Origin of the sequence: Pseudarthrobacter sp. fls2-241-R2A-127 (assembly GCF_030209355.1) — a bacterium.
Taxonomy (GTDB): Bacteria; Actinomycetota; Actinomycetes; order Actinomycetales; family Micrococcaceae; genus Arthrobacter.
Genome location: NZ_JARVSF010000011.1, coordinates 121,807 through 141,374, shown reverse-complemented (window position 1 = coordinate 141,374; position 19,568 = coordinate 121,807). Strand labels below are relative to the sequence as shown.

At 67.0% G+C, this 19,568-nt stretch carries 17 protein-coding genes; 10 read left to right on the top strand and 7 right to left on the bottom strand.

Annotated elements, in window-relative coordinates:
- Window positions 1-141: 141 nt before the first annotated feature.
- Window positions 142-1,185 (top strand): lipid II:glycine glycyltransferase FemX, encoded by a 1,044-nt coding sequence (locus QRN53_RS09235; protein WP_285243713.1) that lies wholly within the window; start codon window positions 142-144, stop codon window positions 1,183-1,185.
- On the opposite strand, the gene manA is transcribed toward QRN53_RS09235, so the two are convergent.
- The 4 genes from manA to QRN53_RS09215 are packed head-to-tail and all read right to left on the bottom strand — an operon-like array spanning window position 1,182 to window position 5,891.
- On the bottom strand, window positions 1,182-2,426 hold the full coding sequence (gene manA / locus QRN53_RS09230) for a mannose-6-phosphate isomerase, class I (RefSeq protein WP_285243712.1): 1,245 nt from the start codon (window positions 2,424-2,426) through the stop codon (window positions 1,182-1,184). The two genes, QRN53_RS09235 and manA, sit on opposite strands and share 4 nt — an antisense overlap.
- Window positions 2,427-2,459: 33 nt before the next feature.
- Window positions 2,460-4,103 (bottom strand): LCP family protein, encoded by a 1,644-nt coding sequence (locus QRN53_RS09225; RefSeq protein ID WP_285243711.1) that lies wholly within the window; start codon window positions 4,101-4,103, stop codon window positions 2,460-2,462.
- A gap of 10 nt (window positions 4,104-4,113) precedes the next feature.
- Window positions 4,114-4,698, bottom strand: a complete 585-nt coding sequence (purE, locus tag QRN53_RS09220; protein ID WP_285243710.1) for a 5-(carboxyamino)imidazole ribonucleotide mutase — start codon at window positions 4,696-4,698, stop codon at window positions 4,114-4,116.
- Complete coding sequence (locus QRN53_RS09215) at window positions 4,695-5,891, bottom strand: 5-(carboxyamino)imidazole ribonucleotide synthase (protein ID WP_285243709.1); 1,197 nt, start codon at window positions 5,889-5,891, stop codon at window positions 4,695-4,697. Before QRN53_RS09215 ends, purE begins: the two co-directional genes overlap by 4 nt.
- 174 nt (window positions 5,892-6,065) lie before the next feature.
- On the opposite strand from QRN53_RS09215, the gene QRN53_RS09210 reads away from it, so the two are divergent.
- On the top strand, window positions 6,066-6,623 hold the full coding sequence (locus tag QRN53_RS09210) for a GtrA family protein (RefSeq protein ID WP_285243708.1): 558 nt from the start codon (window positions 6,066-6,068) through the stop codon (window positions 6,621-6,623).
- Between the two features lie 12 nt (window positions 6,624-6,635).
- Here the strand turns inward: QRN53_RS09210 and QRN53_RS09205 are convergent, their stop codons facing one another.
- A complete protein-coding gene (locus QRN53_RS09205) occupies window positions 6,636-7,337 on the bottom strand; it encodes a TIGR03089 family protein (RefSeq protein ID WP_285243707.1) in 702 nt (233 codons plus the stop codon).
- 387 nt (window positions 7,338-7,724) lie between these two features.
- Between QRN53_RS09205 and QRN53_RS09200 the strand changes: the two genes are divergently transcribed.
- From QRN53_RS09200 to QRN53_RS09190, 3 genes are read left to right on the top strand one after another with little or no spacing between them, the layout of a single operon-like run.
- Window positions 7,725-8,255 (top strand): WhiB family transcriptional regulator, encoded by a 531-nt coding sequence (locus tag QRN53_RS09200; RefSeq protein ID WP_285243706.1) that lies wholly within the window; start codon window positions 7,725-7,727, stop codon window positions 8,253-8,255.
- 29 nt (window positions 8,256-8,284) lie between these two features.
- Window positions 8,285-11,647, top strand: coding sequence for a glycosyltransferase (locus QRN53_RS09195; RefSeq protein ID WP_502934836.1), 3,363 nt, complete (start codon window positions 8,285-8,287; stop codon window positions 11,645-11,647).
- Complete coding sequence (locus QRN53_RS09190; protein ID WP_285243705.1) at window positions 11,640-13,334, top strand: DUF5719 family protein; 1,695 nt, start codon at window positions 11,640-11,642, stop codon at window positions 13,332-13,334. The genes QRN53_RS09195 and QRN53_RS09190 overlap by 8 nt, the downstream gene beginning before the upstream one ends.
- Window positions 13,335-13,405: 71 nt before the next feature.
- On the opposite strand, the gene QRN53_RS09185 is transcribed toward QRN53_RS09190, so the two are convergent.
- Window positions 13,406-13,918: a metallopeptidase family protein gene (locus tag QRN53_RS09185; protein ID WP_285243704.1), complete on the bottom strand. Its 513-nt coding sequence runs from the start codon at window positions 13,916-13,918 to the stop codon at window positions 13,406-13,408.
- A gap of 118 nt (window positions 13,919-14,036) precedes the next feature.
- Here QRN53_RS09185 and QRN53_RS09180 point away from each other — a divergent pair, with 118 nt between their 5' ends.
- From QRN53_RS09180 to QRN53_RS09165, 4 genes are all read left to right on the top strand, one after another.
- Complete coding sequence (locus tag QRN53_RS09180) at window positions 14,037-14,423, top strand: DUF3499 domain-containing protein (protein ID WP_285243703.1); 387 nt, start codon at window positions 14,037-14,039, stop codon at window positions 14,421-14,423.
- Window positions 14,424-14,502: 79 nt separating this feature from the next.
- The gene (locus QRN53_RS09175; protein ID WP_285243702.1) at window positions 14,503-14,730 is read left to right on the top strand and encodes a Trm112 family protein; all 228 of its coding nucleotides are present in this window, start codon (window positions 14,503-14,505) and stop codon (window positions 14,728-14,730) included.
- A 74-nt stretch (window positions 14,731-14,804) separates the two neighbouring features.
- Window positions 14,805-16,271 (top strand): adenosylhomocysteinase, encoded by a 1,467-nt coding sequence (ahcY, locus tag QRN53_RS09170; RefSeq protein ID WP_285243701.1) that lies wholly within the window; start codon window positions 14,805-14,807, stop codon window positions 16,269-16,271.
- Window positions 16,272-16,335: 64 nt separating this feature from the next.
- Window positions 16,336-17,574 (top strand): L,D-transpeptidase, encoded by a 1,239-nt coding sequence (locus QRN53_RS09165; protein WP_285243700.1) that lies wholly within the window; start codon window positions 16,336-16,338, stop codon window positions 17,572-17,574.
- A gap of 1 nt (window position 17,575) precedes the next feature.
- Here the strand turns inward: QRN53_RS09165 and QRN53_RS09160 are convergent, their stop codons facing one another.
- Window positions 17,576-18,376: an RDD family protein gene (locus tag QRN53_RS09160; protein WP_285243699.1), complete on the bottom strand. Its 801-nt coding sequence runs from the start codon at window positions 18,374-18,376 to the stop codon at window positions 17,576-17,578.
- A gap of 86 nt (window positions 18,377-18,462) precedes the next feature.
- On the opposite strand from QRN53_RS09160, the gene QRN53_RS09155 reads away from it, so the two are divergent.
- Window positions 18,463-19,455, top strand: coding sequence for a stage II sporulation protein M (locus QRN53_RS09155; RefSeq protein WP_285243698.1), 993 nt, complete (start codon window positions 18,463-18,465; stop codon window positions 19,453-19,455).
- Window positions 19,456-19,568: the final 113 nt, after the last annotated feature.

Genomic DNA, 19,568 nt, shown 5'->3' with positions numbered 1-19,568 from the left:
GCTGATCGGCCGACAAAGAACTACTTGAACGCAAAACTGCTCCCCGGAAGTCGAAACTGAATTTTCAGTCCAACTTCCGGGGAGCAGTTCACTGCGCGGTCCGGGGCTTTGGCGTTAACGCCTTGGTATAGGGTTTAAGCCATGATTCCTGCCGTTGTGCCCTGTACTGACCGCGCCCTCTGGGACGAATATGTCGACCGGTTCAAGGGGCACCCACAGCAGCTGTGGGGCTGGGGCGAGACCAAGGCGATGCACGGCTGGTCCGTGGACCGGGTCCTCGTCAAGGCCGGTGACGATACCATCGGCTGTGCCCAGCTGCTGGTCCGGAAGCTGCCTGCACCGTTCCGCGCTCTGGTCTACATCCCGCGCGGGCCGATGTGCGCCGTGGAAAATACGCAGGAGGTGCTCAACCGGCTGGCTGAGCACGCCGCCCTCCGGCACCGGGGCGTTGCCCTGAGCATTGAACCGGACTGGGACCGCGGTTCGGCCTTCGCCGGCGCCGTGGCCGCTGCCGGGTTCCGGGAATCGGCCAACACGGTGCTGATCCCCAGGACGTTGATCCTTGACCTGACCCGGTCAGACGACGAACTGATGGCGGAGATGTCCAAATCAACGCGGGCCAATATCCGCAAGGCGATGCGCAGCGACGTGGAGTTCCGCAAGGTGAAGAACGATTCCGAGCTGGAGCAGGTGCTCGCCATCTACCACGACACGGCGGAACGCGCGGGCTTCGGCATCCACGAGGACCAGTACTACCGTGACATCTTCCGGAACCTGGGAGATGCATCGCCAATCATCGCAGCGTTCGACGGCGAACAGATGCTTGCCTTCACCTGGCTTTCCCGCAGCGGGACCACCGCGTTCGAACTCTACGGCGGCGTGTCCGCCGAAGGGCAGAAGCAGCGCGTGAACTATGGGGTCAAGTGGGCGGCGCTGCAGTCCATGCGGGAAGACGGCTGCAGCCGGTATGACTTCAACGGCCTGCTGAACGACGGTATCTCCGACTTCAAGAAGCAGTTCGCCAAGCATGAGGACATGCTCCTGGGCACCTGGGAGAAACCGTTGTCGCCATTCTACCCTGCGTACTCCACTGCCATGCCGATGGCCCGCAAGGGCCTCCAGGCGGCCCGCCGGCTGGTCAAGGGCGCGGCGGGCCGGGCGCAGGCGCTGCTGAAGCGGCGCTAGAGGCCTGTGGTCACCGCGAAGGCCAAGGCAGGCCCGTCGCTGCCGGCCGCGAGGTGGACGTTGACCGGGGCCTCGGCTGCCGCTATGAACGCGCTGGAGCCGCGGGACAGCTCGAGGTCGCCCTTGGGGGAGTCCAGGTAGACGGCACCCGCCACTACTATGACCACGGCGGCGCCGGACTGGGCCAACGGGACCGGGCCGGAATCCGGTCCAAGCTCGATGCGCTGGAGCTGGAACTCACCGAACGGCGGCTGGTACAGCTCCTGATCCAACACCGTCTTCACTGCACGAAGCATCGGGACCGCCACCGGGCGGAAATCGACGGTATTCAGGAGCTCGGGAACATCCACGAACTTGGGCGTCAGGCCGCCGCGGAGCACGTTGTCCGAGGAGGCCATGACCTCCACACCGAGGCCATGCAGGTACGCGTGGACGTTTCCTGCGGGCAGGTAGACGGCCTCACCGGGCTGCAGCGAGATCCTGTTCAGCAGCAGCGAGATCAGGATGCCGGGATCGCCAGGGTACTTTTCGTTGAGGCTGATGACGGTTCCGAGTTCGGCCTCGTACGGAGCCAGGCCAGGCCCTGAAAGCAAAGCTGCCACCACCAACGCCGTTGCCTCGGCCACGGCCTGGCCACCGGTGATGAGCCGTTCGAAGGCGTCGTGGAGGCCGGCGCCTTCGTCCGCCGCTGAGAGGTCGGACAAGAGTTCCTGCACCAGGGCAGGACACGCGTCCGGCGACGGGAAGGCCCGCGCAACCTGAAGCAAAATCTCCCGGGTATCCGCCGCCGGACGGAACCCGCAGAGCGCCTCGAACGGCGTGAGGGCGAAGATCATCTCCGGCTTGTGGTTGTCGTCCTTGTAGTTCCGGTTGGCGGCATGGGGGTCGAGCCCGGCATTGTTTTCCCGCTCGAACCCGGCCTTTGCCTGCTCCAGGCTGGGGTGGACCTGGAGGGACAGCGGCTGGGCCGCGGCAAGGATCTTGGCCAGGAAGGGCAGCCGGGGCCCAAAAGCGGAGACTGATTCCGCGCCCAGGAAATGCTCCGGGTCGGAGGCGATCAGGTCATCGAGCGGACGTCGGCCGCCGTCCTCCGGAACATGGGCCGTCGACGGAGAATCAGGGTGCGCCCCGATCCACAGTTCAGCCTCGGGGCGCCCCGATTCGGGGCGGCCGAGCAGCGAGGCGATTGCCGTCGTCGAACCCCATGCGTAATCCCGAAGGACGTTCTCGATCTCGTACAAGGATGTTCCGTTTCCCTAGGTGTGATGGGACGGCTACAGTGCGGCGCACTGGCCGTTGGTGGCCACGAGGTTGCGGATGGCCTGCTCGTTGCCCTGACGCTTGAAATCGTCAAGCATCTGCTCCGTGATCGGCTCGCCGTCAGGGGTGGTGGTCACCGGTGTGAAGTCCGACGGCGCCGGGGACTCGTGCGGCAGTGCTCCGGTCATGGCACGGGAAAGCCCGGCCGCTCCGGCGGCTTGGACGTGCCCGGCGCCCGCTTCCGGTGAGGTAATGGCGTCGTCGCCCGCTCCGGTTGCCTGCGGTCCTGACGCGGACGCCAGCAGCTGGTCCACTCTGTCGTGGATCTGGCCGAAATCGGGGTTGGTGGAGAAGGAGGGGTCGAAGTCCGGCGGCCCGATGGTGAGCCGCTTGACCTCCTTGCCCTTGGCCTTGATGGCCAGGTCTACAAAGCTGCCCAGCTGGCTGGAGGAGATATTGGACTCCACCACCTTGGTGCCGGCGTTGGCAATGTCCTCGAACTTGGACAGCAGCGTGGCCGGGTCAAGTTGCTTGAGCATGGCTTGCTGCACGCACTGCTGGCGGGCAATACGCGCATAATCGTCCACGAACTCGCGTGACCGGCCGTACCAGAGGGCGTGGTAGCCGTCCAGGGTGTTGTCGCCGGCCGGTATCCAGCCCAGGGGCATGCCGTGGATGCCGTTTGCCTCATCGATGGTTTCACCGCTGATGGGCACCCAGCCGCCGGCCTTGATCTTGATGCCGCCCATGGCATCGATCAACTTGGAAAAGCCATCCATGTCCACCAGGACGTAAGCCTGGATATCCATGCCCAGCGTCCCGGAGACGGCCTCCAGGGTGGCCTGGGCCCCGGGGTCCGCCACGCCGGGATAGAGATTGGCGTGTTCGTTGGTGACCTCGGTGTTGATCGCGTTGATCAGGCATTCGTCGCCGCAGTCGTAGCCATTGGGGTAGAGGGCGCGCATGGGGGACTTCGCGCTGAACTGGGCGTTCTGGAAGTTCCGGGGGACGGAAATGATGGCTGTCTGGCCGGTCTTGGCGTCGACACTCAGCACGGAAAGGCTGTCCGGGCGGCGACCGGTGCGGTCGTTGCCGGCATCGCCGCCCATCATCAGGAAGTTGTACCTGCCCTCCACGGGCTCGATGGCAGGTCCCGTCGAAAAGATGCTGCCGATCGCGTTCCGTCCCACGTTCAGAAGGTAGGCGGCGTAGCCCATGGAGCCGCTGCCCAGGACCAGTGCCAACACCAGGGCGATCCCGACGGCGGGGCGGGCCGCCGGTGCCAGCAGGACCGGGCGGATGATTCGCAACGTGTTGACGAACAGCAGGGCCCAGCCCACAGCCAAAGCCGTCAGCAGGACGACCAGGATCAGTGACGTGACGGGGTTGGTGAAGACGCTGATCACCCGTGTCCGGTCCAGCAGGAGCAGGACCCCGGCGAGGATCAGGACTGCCCAGACGGAGAGCGTGACGCGCAACGTGATCCGGCCCAGCTTCCGGTCACCGGCCACGAGCTGGGCGCTTCCCGGCACCAGCAGCGTCAGCAGGACCAACACAAACGCCCGTTTGGTACGGACTGCAGGGGAGGCTCCGGAAGGGTAGCGGACCGGGTCAGTCAGAATCGCTCCGGTGCCCGGCTGCTGGCTGCTGCTCGCCATGCCCGCCGCCCTAACGGCTGCCCCGAAGGGAGCTGGACACGTCAGGGAAGACTTCGCTGACTTTCTGCCGGAGGTTGGCGCCCTTGCGGGAGGCGACCGCGTTGAGGTCGGCGGCGAAGTCCAGTAGGTCGGCGCGCAGCGACGCGGCGAGTTCGTCCGTGCCGGAGGCAAGCATCCGCACGGCCAAGAGGCCCGCATTGCGTGCACCGCCGATGGAGACTGTCGCCACCGGGACACCCGCAGGCATCTGGACGATGGACAGCAGGGAGTCCATGCCGTCAAGGGTCTTCAACGGGACCGGGACGCCGATCACCGGCAGGGGAGTGACACTGGCCAGCATGCCCGGCAGGTGTGCGGCGCCGCCGGCCCCGGCGATGATGACGCGCAGCCCGCGTTCGTGTGCCGTCTGCCCATAGCGGATCATCTCGGTCGGCATCCGGTGTGCTGAAACCACGTCAGCTTCGAACGGAATGCCGAATTCGGCGAGGGCCTCGGCCGCCGCCTCCATGACAGGCCAGTCCGAGTCGGATCCCATGACCAGGCCCACCAGGGGGCTGGCAGCGGAACCGGCGGCTGGCGTGGCTTCGGCGCTCATGCGTTCTCCTCGAAAATAGGGGAAGGTTCCTCGGCCCCGGCACGTCCATCACGGATGATGGCTGCCACCGCCGTTGCGCGGCGCCTGACCGAGTCAACGTCCGTCGTCGAACTTCCCACCAGGTTGACATGGCCGATCTTACGTCCGGGCCGCACGGATTTGCCGTAGCAGTGGACCTTGGCGGCCGGCTCGCTGGCAAGCGCCATCGGGTAGGCGGAGAAGAGGTCCTGGTTTTCCCCACCCAGGAAGTTCTTCATCACGGTCACGGGGGCCAGTGCGTCGGTCGCACCGAGGGGCAGGTTGAGGACTGCGCGCAGATGCTGTTCGAACTGGCTGGTAATGGAGCCGTCCTGGGTCCAGTGGCCGGTGTTGTGCGGCCTCATGGCCAGTTCGTTGATCAGGAACCCGGCACCCGCGCCCGGCGTCTCGAAAAGTTCAACAGCGAGGACGCCTGTGACGTTGAGTTCCGCCGCGATGCGCAGGGCGGCGTCCTCGGCGGCGGCGGCAACCTCCAGCGGGATGTCCAGTGCAGGCGCGATCACCTCGTCACAGACACCATCCACCTGGATGGTGTGGACCACCGGCCACGCCCGGGCTTCGCCGTCCGGGGTCCGGGCCACCAGGGCAGAGAGCTCTCGAGTAAACTCGACTTTCGCCTCGGCCAGCAGGGGACTCATGGCGGCGAACCATTCTTCGGCGCCGGCGGCCTCTTCGGCCGACGCAACAATCCTGACGCCCTTGCCGTCGTATCCGCCACGCGGCATCTTCAGCACCACCGGCCACCCCGTTTCGTCGCCGAAGCGGACCAGGTCCGCGACATCGGCCACGGATGCCCATGCGGGGTTGGGCAGCTCCAACCGGTCGATGGCGGCGCGCATGACCAGTTTGTCCTGGGCGTGGACCAGGGCGTCAGGCCCGGGCTGGACGTTGACCCCGGCGTCCTGGAGCGCCCTCAGGTGCGCCGTGGGCACGTGCTCGTGGTCAAACGTCATCACGTCAAGGCCTTGGGAAAAGTCCAGGAGGGTCTGCAGGTCCGTGTAATCGCCCACCGGTGTGGCCGGTACGGCAGAGACTGCGGAAACGTCCTCGCCTTCGGCGAGGACACGGAGTTCAAAGCCGAGTGCTGTAGCGGCAGGGGCCATCATTCGTGCAAGCTGGCCGCCGCCAACTACACCTATTACTGGAAAAGTCACGTACGCCAGCCTACCGAAGACGCACCGCATCCCGCTTTTCCGGCCCGGCAGGAGAAGGACATTTTCTGCTGGGAGTGCCGGGAGCGGTGGGCAGTTCGGGGCCAGTCCAAAGCTTAAAGGGCTAAAATAGGTCCTTGGCCGAGTGGCCCACAGTTCTGACGGCCATGGAGGGTCATGTTTAGCGCACTTGCAGATCGTATCCGGGGGCTTGCCTCGCTCTTCTGGCGGGAAGTGGCCAAATTCGGGGCCGTAGGCGGTGTGGCGTTCGTCATCGACAACGGCTTGACGTATTACCTGATGCACGGACCGATGTCGGACAGTGAAGCAAAAGCGCGCTTCGTGGGCGCGACCGTGGCCACTGTCTTCTCGTGGGTCGCCAACCGGTTCTGGACTTTCCGGCACCGGCGCCAGGCCAACGTGCTTCGCGAGTTCGTCATGTTCGTCATCATCAACGGCATCGGGATCGGGATCTCCACCGGCTTGACCGCCCTGGCCAAGTACGGGATGGGCATCGACGACAAGAACCTGCTGTTCCTGGCAGGGGTCGCCGGCATCCTCGTCGCCACCGTGGTCCGCTTCTTTGCGTACCGCTTCCTGGTGTTCAACCAGGAACTGGACCAGGAACCGGAGTTCTCCCACGACCACGAACTCATCGAAGCCCACCCCCACCGGGAGTCCGGTCGCGCGGAACGCCCTGCTTCCACCCCTGTGGACGGTGGCCCGAAGGCCTAGGGCCTTCCGCTCCTAGCTGCCATGGATGCGTTCGTTGGCCAGCAGTTTGTCAGTGAGTTCAACATCCGGGTGGGTCAGGACCACGGAGCCGCCGTGCTGCCAGGCGCCCAGTGCGTTGGAGAGCGCCGACTCCAGCCCGTTTCCCGCTGCAATATGGAGCCGAACGCCGGCTTCGTGGGAGGCAGCAAAATCCGTGATCAGGTCCTTATGCTCAACCGTGCGCCCGTCGCCCGTGAGGAGCGCACGGGCTGACGGATCCGGATCCGCATGCGGCATGAACACATCCCCGTGGGACCGCACCTCAGCCGCGTAGTCGGTGCACCCGCCTGGTAGTTCCCCGCCCCAGCGCATGGCGAGGGCAGGCAGCGCAACTGCGATCACGGCGTCGTGCCCCTTCGATGCGTCCCCGGGGGTGTCTGTCACCAGGAAGTCTGCCGGGCCGCCGTCGAGCACTGCTTCCAGGCCAAGCTGCCAGCCTGCCAGCGTCCAGACCAAGGCTTTCCAGTGAGCTGGAAGTTCAAGCCCGAGCCGCATGCCCGGCTCCGCGTCGAGCTCGTCCTGCAGCAAGTTGCTGGTCTTTGCCACCCAGTTGTCCAGTACCCGCCCCGACAATTCCACCCGTTCCGAATCGGGCCCGTACCAGGTGAGGCGCGGTGCCGTGGAGTTGCCGGAGCGGAGGCTGCCCATCAGGGTGATGGCGGGGATCGATGTCATGGTTTCATCCTGCCATCCTGGAATCCCGGGGTCACCAGCGGCAGGGGCAACGCCTCTTTCAGCCGGGGGAGTGATGTTTATCACTAGCGCTGGTAAGTGTGCTTGCTATTTCGGCCTACAGAGGGTATTTTCCCCGTGGTTGCGCTGTTTTTTCGGCTTCCTCACCTGAAATATGCCGCTTCCGGCCCGCGCCACGCCGAGGCCGCCAAAAAACCCGGGCGTGGCGTACGCAAAATTCTCAGGTTCCACTGTCTATTATCCCGGCTACGGCTTGACGCGCCCTAGTTACACACGTGTAATTAGGTATCTAAAGCAATTGCGCAAATACCGGCACACAACCGAGTGTCCATGTATCAAGGCAGTGGCTGCAACGTCAGGAGGGTCGCCGTGGGGCAAGCAGAGCGTATCCAGGAAGATGCCGTCGTGGCCGGTCAGGCAACGGCAAAGTACCGTGCGCGGGGGGTGCCCAGCGATTGGTATGTCGACCCCGCCGATCCTGATGCTGCGGAGCGGTACCAAAGGAATTCCGGCAGTGTCCTCGAAGATCAGGCCACGGCGTTCCTCGCGGCGCATGAGGCGCTGCTGGACGGAGCGGAGCCGGAGGACGATCTGGATCCGCCCATGGAACTGGCAGCCGCGGGAAGCGCGCAGCCGGTATGGATCGGGCTGCCCCTCCAGCAGGACTTCGACGACGAAGGCGAACTTGGCTGGCAGACTGACGCTTTGTGCGCCCAGACTGACCCGGAGGCTTTCTTCCCGGAGAAGGGCGGCTCCACCCGCGACGCCAAGAAGGTCTGCGGTGCCTGCAACGTACGGTCGCAGTGCCTGGAGTACGCGCTGGCCAATGACGAACGGTTCGGCATCTGGGGAGGCCTTTCCGAGCGCGAGCGCCGGCGGCTTAGGAAGCGAGCGATCTAATTCTTCAGGATGTCCATGTCACTGCCGTTGTGGTTGCCCACAACGGCAGTGCCTATCTGCCCAGAACCCTGTCAGCCCTCGCTGCCCAAACCCGGCCTGTTGACCGTGCCATCGGCGTCGATACCGGTTCCACCGACGAATCCCACAGCCTGCTCCGGGAAACCTTGGGCGACGCCAGTGTCCTGGCCTTCCCCCGGAGCAAGGGCGGCATGGGTGCTGCCATCTCCGCAGGGCTCGGCGGGCTGGTCCCGTCGGCCGGAGCGGGCGGCGACAGGGCGGAATGGATCTGGCTGCTGCACGACGACGCAGCACCGGCGCCGGATGCACTGGCTGAACTCCTGGGTGCCGTGGAGCGTGCGCCCTCGGTGACGGTGGCCGGCTGTAAACAGCTCGACTGGCACTCGCCCCGGCGGCTCATCGACGTCGGCCTTTCCACCAGCCGGTGGGCCGAGCGGCTCACCCTGATAGACGCCGACGAGATGGACCAGGGCCAGTACGACGGCCGCACCGACACGTTCGCCGTCAATTCGGCGGGCATGCTGGTCCGCCGCGACGTCTGGGAACAATTGGGCGGGTTCGACCCCGCCCTGCCCGGCAGCGGGGACGACGTTGATTTCTGCTGGCGGAACCGGCTGGCGGGCCACCGTGTGGTGGTGGTCCCGGCAGCCCGCATGTTCCACGTCGCGCACCGACCCCACGCGTTGGGCAACCCGGCAGCAGCCCGGAAGGCGCAGGTCCACCTGCGGCTCAAGCACAGCCCTCTCTGGATGGTGCCGGTGCACGGTCTTGGCGCGTTGCTGGGCAGCCTCTTCAAACTCGTCCTGAGCATCGTCGTCAAGGATCCCGGCCACGGCATTTCCCAGCTCGTGGCCACCTGCGCGGCCCTTGGCCGGCCGCGGGCCGTGGCAAAAGCCCGGCGGGCGGCAAAGCGGTCCCGGCGGATCCGACGCTCGGTGATCCGCAAGCTGCAGACCCCACGCCGCGAGGTGTGGAGCCACCGCCGGTCCCTGATGGAGGCGCTGGGATCGGATGGATCCGGCGCTGACCACCTGGTGCAGGATCCGCTCGCGCACCAACCCACAGGCGACGCCGCGGATGACTTCGCCGCCCTCGCCACCGCGAAGAGGGGATGGGTGGGCAATGGCGCCCTGGCCGCCGTCATCATCGCGTCAATCGCCTCGCTCCTGGCCCTCACCGGCTTGTTCCGGGCCAATGCGGTCACAGGCGGCGGCCTGATTCCGGTTTCAGCCGGCCTCGGTGACATCTGGCGCAACGCCTCCGGCTGGTGGATCAGCCTGGGAGCCGGACTTCCCGGCCACGGCGACCCCTTTGACTATGTGCTGTGGATCATCGGCGTCCTGGGCGGCGGCGACGCCAACCCTGCCATGGCGTGGCTCCTCCTCCTGGGCGCCCCGCTCTCCGGCCTCACCGCCTGGTTTGCCGCTGGCGGCCTGACAACCCGGCGCCGGCTCCGGCTCGCGGCAGCCATCTTCTGGGCGGGCGCCCCGGCCCTGCAGGTTGCCCTCAACCAGGGCCGCGCCGGCGCCCTCATAGCGCACATCATGATTCCGTTGGTGGTCCTGGGCCTGCTCCGGGCTACCGGTTCAGCCGTGGGCCACGGCAGCTTCAGCCTGGAGGCCCAGGCCGATGCCCGGCCCGCGGACCAACCGCCCGCCAAACCGGGCGTCAACGGCATGCCGTCCTGGACTGCCTCAGCCGCGGCAGGCCTTGCACTTGCTGTCACCACGGCCTCGGCCCCCTCCCTACTTGTCCCCGCAGTGGTGCTCATCGTCCTTTGCGGTGTCCTGCTGGGCCGGCGCGGGCGGACCCTGTGGTGGGCCCTGCTGCCCAGTGCGGCCCTGTTCATCCCGTTCGCCCTGTCCACCATCGACCGGCCGCGCGCGCTCCTGGCCGACCCCGGACTTCCGCTCGAATTCAATGCCGCGCCGCTGTGGCAGCAAATCATCGGACAACCGCTCGCGTTCGATCCCGCCGGCGGGTTGCAGGGATTGGGGCTGTTCCCGGGCGGCCCGGTGCCGTGGGCCCTGCTGCTGGCACTGCTCATCGCGGTCCCGGTCCTGGTCCTGGCCATCGTTGGCCTCTTCGTCCCGGGCGGCCCGGCGCGTGCAGCGCGTTGGTTCTGGGTTGCGGCATTAGTGGCACTGGCCGGCGGTTGGCTGACCAGCCACGTAGCCACGGGCATCAACGCGGATTCCCTGGTGACGCCCTTCCCGGGACCCGCGGTCTCGGCTGCTTCCTTCGCCCTGCTGTCTGCCGCTGTCCTGGGTGCCGGCCACGCCATGTCCGCCGTTGACCGCAGGTCCGCTGCCGCGCCCAAGGCCCCCACCGCGGCGCGCGCCGGGCTGGCAGTGGTCCTTGTTGCCCTCCTGGCCGGACCATTGGCCGGGATGGCTGCGTGGTCCGCACAAAACCTCCTGCGTCCGGCTGCCGCCCCGGCATCCGGACCGGCGGCGCCCGGCGTCGCTCCCGCGCCAACGGGCTCCGTAACCGGCGAAGCGCTGGGAGCACAGCGTTTGGTGGAGGCGGCGAGCGCGCGGTCCCTGCCTGCAACCGCCATCGACCGCGGTACCGGCCCCGAACAGACCCGCACCCTGCTCATAAGCACCAGCGACGACGGCACCTTCAAGGCTTCACTGATGCGGGGGGCCGGCACCACCCTGGACAACCTCTCGGCCATTGCCTCTGCCCGCAACATCATTGGTGCTCCCGGCGCCGAGGAAGTCCGCGACGACGACGACGTAACAGCCGCGGTCCGCCGCGTGGTGGCCACGCTGGTTGCCGGACAGGGCGTGGATCCCCGTACCGACCTCGAACAACTTGGCGTTGGGTTCGTGGTGCTGCGGGCTGCCGACACGGCAGCCCAGCTGACGGCCAGCCGCATGGATGCCGTACCCGGGCTGGTGGCGGTAGGGCAGACCGACGTCGGCTGGCTCTGGCGCATCAGCCCCGCGAACCAGGCGGCAGTGCAGGCTGCAGACGTCGCCCACCGCGTCCGCATCGTCGATCCGCGCGGTGCCACCACAACCTCCATCCCCTCCGGCGCGGACGGTGTTGACGCGGCCGTCCCCTCCGGTCCGGAAGGCCGTCTCGTGGTGCTCGCCGAGCGGGCGGACCCGGGCTGGAGTGCCTGGCTCGACGGCCGCAAGCTGACGTCCACCACGTCCGGCTGGGCCCAGGCCTTCACCCTGCCGGCCTCGGCCGGCCAGCTCACGGTCCGTTACGAAAACCCGTGGGCTTTCTGGGCCGCTGCCGGCCAAATCACAGTGATAGGCCTGACGATCATCCTCGCCATCCCCATGCCGACGCAACGGCCGCGGACCGGCATCTCACGCGACGAGGGCTCCCTGCGTAAGGAACACCAGCATGCATGAGAACACCCCGCCGGCGGCCGCCGAGGCTCCGGCCCGAGTCCACGCGCCGGCCCCAGTCAAAGGTGAAACCGGCGGTGACGCCAAACCGTCCGGCCGCGGCTCCACCAGGGTGCCGCGCGGCAAAGGCCGGGCCGCATCGGTCGCCGGAGTAGCCGCAGGGGTCCTCATCCTCGCCGGCGGCGGCGCCGTGGTGGCGGCCGGATCGCTGGTACAGGGGCCGGCGTCGAGCCGTGTCCTGCCGGTGGCGCGGGCAGCTGTTCCGGCAGGAGCCAGTGTTGGCGTGTGCCCGGGCCCTGCCAGGCTGCTGGAGGGTACAGGAGCGGGTACTGACGCACAGTTCCGGCCGGAGTCGGCCACCGCGGCGACCAAGGTCACCGCCGCCGTACTGGGCGCGGGTGGTGTGCTGCCGGCCAGCAGCCTGACCCGCTTGGACGGGACGCCCGTCGTCGAGATCGCCAAGGATGCGGGGAAGGCACCGGCGGCCGGTGCACCACAGGAACTCCTCGCCGGAGTGGTGGCGGACCGGGCGGCAGACCAGGTCAATGTCCTCAGCGCCAATGCTGTGGCCAACCAGAACGCATCGGCAGCAGGTGCCATGAAATACACCGCCACCGACGGCGACCTGCAGGGGAGTGCGGCAGCCACGTGCGGGCAACCTTCGAATGACCAGTGGCTGGCTGGTGCCAGCACCACGGTGGGCCGCACGTCCGTCCTGGCCTTGACCAACGCCTCCAGTACCCCGGCCACAGTAAGCCTTGAGCTGTACGGTGGCGCAGGGCAGATCCAGGCGCCCGGCAGCCGTGGCCTGCTCGTGGCCCCCGGCACCACCCGCAGCGTCGTCCTTGCGGGCCTGGCGCCCAACGTTCCCCAGCTCAGCGTGCGCGTCCGCAGCGCCGGTGGCCCGGTGGCCGCCTCGATCCAGCAGAGCGTCCTGCGCGGCCTGACTCCGGGCGGGGTGGACTTCATTGCGCCGGGAGCGGCTCCGTCTGTCCGGCAGGTTGTAACAGGAGTGGACATCCAGGATCCGGCCGGGCTTGCTGCGCTGACGTCCCGCAGCGGCTACGGTGATGCCGCGCCGGTTCTCCAACTGACGGTTCCGGGCGCTTCCGATGCCGTGGTGGAGATCAAGCTGTACGGACGCGACGGCCAAACCGCGCTTCCCGCGGGCGGCGTGGTCACCGCAAAGGCCGGCTCCGTCACCGAAGTGTCCCTGGCCGGAGTTCCGGCGGGCCAGTACACCATCGCCGCCTCATCGGACGTTTCCTTCGTGGCGGCCGCGCGGATGAGCCGCGGCCTGCAGGCCGGGCAACCCTCGGATGTGGCGTGGGCGGGATCGGCCGTTCGCCTGGGCAGCCAGCATGTTGTTCCCGTTCCCAAGGGTGGCCTGCGCCAGCTGGTGTTCGGGGCACTGGACGCGCGCGCCACCATTACCTACGCTCCCATCACCGCCGACGGCAAGGTGCGGGCCGCCGCCACCGCAGACATTGCCGGCGGAACAACGGCCACCATCACTGTTCCGGACCAGACAGAGGGCGCCGACGTAGTTGGGTACGTGGTGTCGGCTTCGGGGGATGCCGCCTATGGTGCCGTGCTTTTGGGGCAGGACGGGCGCAACGACGTCTCGAACCTGGCCTTCCTGCCGGCCGCCGCCGGTCAGGAAACCGTGCCGGTCACCCTGGGCTACTAAGGTTCCGGCAGCCGGGGCGGCCCGGTCAGGATCCGGCGCAGGGCGCGTCCTGCGGGAGCGCCGCGCCCGGGTCAGTAGCGACGGCGGTAGACGGGGTCAAGGGTCTCGGGGGCCACACCGAGCATTTCCGCGGTGTGCTCTACCACGACGTCATGGACCAGGTCCTGCAGCTCTTCCGCACTGGAGCAGGCGTTCTCAACAACACGGCGGTACACGGTAATCATGGGGCCTTCCCCACCGGAGGCCGGCGTGTAGGCGCCCATGGGCGCCGTGGTGCCGTTGGCAGCCAGCTGTTCGAGGTCCGGGGGGATTTCGTCGACGCCGAACCTGACACCGTCCAGGGTCTTGCCCCAGATGTCATGGAGCCGCTGCGCGGAGTCGAGCACCAGATCGTCGAAGCGGTCGCCACGCGTCCGGTAACCGGGGTGGGTGGGCAGCATAACTTCGCCGCGCAGGCCACGTCCGTGGCGATTCCGGCGCCGCCGCAGGAAGCTCCGGCCGGTGGCTTCCGCGCCACGCGCAGCCGAGGCATCCGGGTCAGCCAACCGGACCGAAAAACCTGATTCATGGTTCGATGACTGCATATACCGACTCTAGCCCCGGGGGCGGATTTACGCGATATATTCCCCTCGCGGCCCGGGCGCGGCGGAGGCGGCCGCCAATGCGCGGCTTTCGCGGGATATAGGGGTAGTCTGTGATGTCGTGGGAGCTATCCGTCAATGTTCAAGGTCCGCCTGCCGCCAGTCCGCGGTAGCCACCTTGACGTACGTGTACGCGGATTCCACCGCAGTCCTCGGCCCGCTGGCCACCTACGCTGAGCCACACTGCTACGACCTCTGTGAACAGCACGCCGACTCGTTGACGGTCCCGCGCGGCTGGGAAGTGTTGCGGCTGGCCATGCCTTCCACACCGCAACAGCCCGGGCCGGACGACCTCCTGGCACTCGCGAACGCCGTCCGTGACGCCGCGGCGCGCCCGTCGGAGCCACAGCCGCCCGCCCAGCGCGGCCACCATTCCGCGCTCGAAGCGCCGGCAGGAACCGACGGGACGCGGCGGGGGCACCTGCGCGTCCTGCGGGAACCTTCCTGACCCGCATCTGGCGGTAGGCTGGTTGCTGCACATCTTTTCCGCTACCGGCGCGAGCGCGCCCGCCAGGGAGCCAGAACACATGCCAAAGATCAGTCCCGAGCTGTTGTCCGTCCTGCGCTGCCCCGTGACCGGCTCGCCCCTGGTCCAGGAAGGCGAAGAACTGGTGGCCACCGCCGCAGATGAGGCCGGCGTCAAGAACCGGTATGCCATCGAAGACGGAATTCCGCTGCTTCTTCCGCCGGAACTGCTGGCGGCAGCGGCAACGGCGGCCTCGGACCAGCACGATCCTGCCGCGGCAGGGCAATAGTCCCATCTGCACCAGCCCGCACAGAGAAACAGCAGCACGGGGACCAGGACCCCGCACCAAGCAAAGGACCATTCATGACTTTTGAGTACAAAGTTGCCGACATTTCCCTGGCGGAAGCCGGCCGGCACCAGATCCGCCTGGCGGAGCACGAAATGCCCGGCCTGATGTCCCTGCGCGAAGAGTTCGGACCGACGCAGCCGCTTAAGGGTGCCCGGATCGCAGGCTCCCTGCACATGACGGTACAGACGGCGGTGCTGATCGAGACCCTCACCGCGCTGGGCGCAGAGGTCCGCTGGGCCTCCTGCAACATCTTCTCCACCCAGGACGAGGCCGCAGCGGCCGTTGTCGTGGGTAAGGGCACGGTTGAGGACCCGCAGGGCGTGCCCGTCTTCGCCTGGAAGGGCGAGTCCCTCGAAGAATACTGGTGGACGGCCGAACAGATCCTCACGTGGCCCGGTGCGGACAGCAACCCGGACCTGGGCCCGAACATGATCCTCGACGACGGCGGCGACGCCACCATGCTGGTCCACAAGGGAGTCGAGTTCGAGGCCGCAGGCAACGTCCCGTCCGCCGACCCTGAGGATTCCGAAGAGTACGGCATCTTCCTCGAGGTGCTCCGGCGCTCCCTCGCCGCAGACCCGCAGAAGTGGACCCGCACGGCGGCCACCATCAAGGGCGTCAGCGAAGAGACCACCACGGGCGTTCACCGCCTGTACCAGCTCGCGGACCAGGGCAAGTTGCTGTTCCCGGCCATCAACGTCAATGACTCTGTCACCAAAAGCAAGTTCGACAACAAGTACGGCATCCGCCACTCCCTCCCCGACGGCATCAACCGTGCCACCGACGTGCTCATGGGTGGCAAGGTCGCCGTCGTCTGCGGGTACGGCGACGTCGGCAAGGGGGCCGCGGAGGCCCTTCGCGGCCAGGGCTCACGGGTGATCGTCACCGAGATCGATCCCATCTGCGCCCTGCAGGCAGCCATGGACGGCTACCAGGTGGCCAAGCTCGAGTCAGTCCTGGCCCAGGGCGACATCTTCATCACCACTACGGGCAACAAGGATGTCATCATGGCTGAGCACATGGCGGGCATGAAGAACAAGGCCATCGTGGGCAACATCGGACACTTCGACAACGAAATCGATATTGCCGGGCTGGCCCGCGTTCCCGGTGTGCAGAAGGTCGAAATCAAGCCGCAGGTGCACGAGTGGGTCTTCGACGCCGGCAGCGATGCCGAGCGCTCCATCATCGTGCTGTCCGAGGGCCGGCTCCTCAACCTGGGTAACGCCACGGGCCACCCGTCTTTCGTGATGAGCAACTCGTTCGCCAACCAGACCATCGCGCAGATCGAACTGTGGACCAAGAAGGACCAGGACGAGTACGGGAACAAGGTGTACGTCCTGCCCAAGGTCCTGGATGAAAAGGTAGCCCGCCTGCACCTGGGGGCACTGGGCGTGGAGCTCACCGAGCTGACCAAGGACCAGGCTGAATACCTGGACATTGACGCGGCCGGCCCCTACAAGCCTGAGCACTATCGTTACTGACACGTGAGGGCCCGGGCGCAGCAATGCGCCCGGGCCGTTATTTTCTGCCCGTAGGATCGACACCATGGAGCCTGAGGAAAAGCCCCGCCGCCGGGGGAGCGTACAGAAGATTCTCGCCGTCGCCGCCGTTTGTGTGCTGGCTGCGGTGGGCGGGGTTTTCGCCGCCGTCGCACCGGGCCTTGCAGGCGGTCCGCTTGAATCCGAGGCCGCCTCCGCGCTGCGGACATCGCCCGGGATCGCTTCCCCCGTGGTGGCCCCGGTGACGCTGGACGCGTCGCCGGCCAACGGTGCCAAGCAGGTCAACCCCGCAGCCCCGGTTTCCCTGAAGGTGGCCAACGGGACCATCCAGCGCGTCACCCTCACCAGCACCGCCGGGAAGATCGTCGAAGGCAGCATCGACCCCAACGGCACGGCATGGTCCGCCACCGGCCCCCTGGAGTTCAACACCGACTACAGCTACACCTATGTGGTCAAGGACTCGGCCGGACGCGAAACCAGCACCACCCAGGCTTTCAACACAGTCTCCAGCTCACATGAGGCAGACGCCGCCATCTACCCGCTCAACGGCATGAAGGTGGGCGTTGGACAGCCCCTGCAGATCATTTTCAGCGAGCCGGTAGTCAACCGCGACGCCGTGGAAAAAGCCATCAAGATCACCACTACGGCCGGCCAGACCGGTGCTTTCCACTGGTACAGCGACACCATGGTCCGGTACCGGCCTGAAAACTTCTGGGCAGCCAACTCCACCATCACCATGGACATGCAGCTCTTTGGCGTCGACCTGGGCAACGGCCAGATCGCGAACTTCAACAAAAAGGTCAACGTCTCGATCGGCGACAAGAAAGTGGCGGTCGCGGATGCCACCGCACACACATTCACCCTCAGCATTAACGACCAGCCGGTCAAGACCCTGCCGGTCAGCATGGGCGACAAGAGGTTCCCTTCGGCCAAGGGGTACGCGGTGCTGATGGAGAAGAACCGGTTTGACCATTTCCGGGCCTCCACAATCGGCCTGAAACCCGGCGACCCCGCCTACTATGGTGAAGCCGACGTCGAATACACCATCCGCCTCACCTTGAGCGGCGCCTACATCCACCAGGCCCTCGAATCCGCCTACCCGTATATCGGGAACACCAACGTCTCCCACGGTTGCATCGGGTTCCTGCCCGATGGCGCAGCCTGGGTGTTCGACAATATGGGTACCGGAGACGTGGTCCAGATCATCAACACCGAGGGCGACTACGCAGCCAACACCGACGGCTACGGTGACTGGAACATCCCCTGGAACGAGTACGCCAACTGACTCAGCCGCCATACGGCAGCCGCTGCAGCCGTTGACCCACCTCGGCATTCCGGCGGCGCGCGTCTGAAAGCCTGGTGAATTCCCGGTTCCGCCGCTCCGCGACGACGGCTGCGAGGAAGTGGTCGGGGGCCGTCCCCGGCGGCGGGGCGGGGGATACGTGCGCCGACAGCTCAGAGGCGATCACCGCGGCCATCCCTGCCCTGGACTGTGGCGCCATGCGGCCGGCCTGGCGGATGAACTGCGCGGCCCTGCGGGCCGTGGCGTCCGGGATCCTGCCAATGTCCGCGGCCGCTGCCCAGGGTTGCAGGTGCGGGGGCACGAACACGCGGACTGCCTCGTCGGCAGGCACCCGGCTGCGGACCGCGTAGGTGCCGGCCATCATGTCGCCCAGGCGCCGGGATTTGTCATTGAAGAGCGCCACGGCACACGCCAGGCCGCCGAACGTCAGGTAGATTTCGAGGAATCCCGTCAGCCCCCGGATCAGCGCATGCCGGAACCTGATACTCCCGCCGTCCTCGCGGACAACCCTGAGGCCGGTGGCCAGCTTGCCCAAGGACCTGCCCCGGCTGAGGGTCTCGACGCCCACCGGGACGACCACGAGGCAAAACACCGCCGCGGCCAGGCCAAGGGCACGCGCGGCGGCCTCATCCAGGCCCCTCCCGGCGGCGGCCAGGCCAAACATGAAGCCGACCAGCAGGACCACATGGAAAACGACGTCGATGACCAAGCCCAGTGCACGGGCGGCGAAGGTGGCCGGCCGAAGTTCGAGGACGACTGCCTCGCCGGTGATGATCGGACTCACTGCGTCCCTGCCCTTCGCAGCTGGTGATGCTGACGACCGCTTGGTGCGGACGGTCAAAGTCTAATGCCGGGCGCTAGGCTGTAGCCGTGGATATGGACGCCTTCTCCGCTGTCAATGCGGACAAGTGGTCGCGGCTGAAGGAGCTCGCTGCCAAACGCAGGCTCACGGGTGCCGAGGCCGATGAACTGCTGGCCCTCTACCAGTCCGCGTCCGGGCACCTGTCACTGGTCCGTTCCCTTGCTCCCGAGAGCGCATTGTCCGCCTCCCTCTCGGCCACGCTCGCCCTCGCCAGGACCCGTTTCACCGGTGCACGCTCCAACGCCACGGCAGATCTCGCAAGGTTCTTCGTGGTGGCTTTGCCGGCCGCGCTGTACCGCCTGAGGTGGCTCACTGTGGCCTGCGGGGCGGTGTTCGTCCTGGTCGCCGCCGCCTATGCGGCGTGGATCGGGACGTCCCCGGACGCGCTCCGTGCCGTGGCATCCGAAACCGCCGCTGCGCAATACGTAGACCAGGACTTCATCAACTACTACTCGGAAAATCCGGCAGCTTCCTTCGCCGGTGCTGTGTGGACCAACAACGCATGGATCTGTGCCCAGGCGGTGGCACTGGGAATTACCGGGGCCTGGGTGCCGATGATCCTGTTCAATAACGCCCAGGGCGTGGGCATCGCAGCGGGGATCTTCGCCTCGGCCGGTAAATCAGATGTCTTCTTCAGCTACATCCTGCCGCACGGCCTGATGGAGCTCACCGCCGTCTTCGTGGCTGCTGCCGCAGGCCTGCGGATCTTCTGGGCAATGGTCTCACCGGGCCCCCGGACCAGGAGCCGCGCCGTAGCGGAAGAAGGCAGGTCTCTGGTCACCGTGGCCCTGGGACTGGTCCTGGTGCTGTTCGTCTCGGGCCTCGTGGAGGGTTTCGTGACGCCCAGCCCGCTGCCGGCCTGGGCCAGGATCGGCATCGGCGCGGCGGTTCTTGCGGCGTACTGGAGTTACGTCCTGGTGTGGGGTCGGAGGTCCTTCCTGGCCGGGGAACGCGGGGACCTCCGCAGCGAAGACGCGGGGTACACGGAAATCGCTGCCTGAATCGTTGTAATCCAGGCGGGGTGGTTCCTCGCCCAGCAGAAGTTCCGGACGGTAGGCTCGAGGGCAGAATGAATCGCGCCGGCAGACTTGGGACCGGTGCGGAAACCCGACGG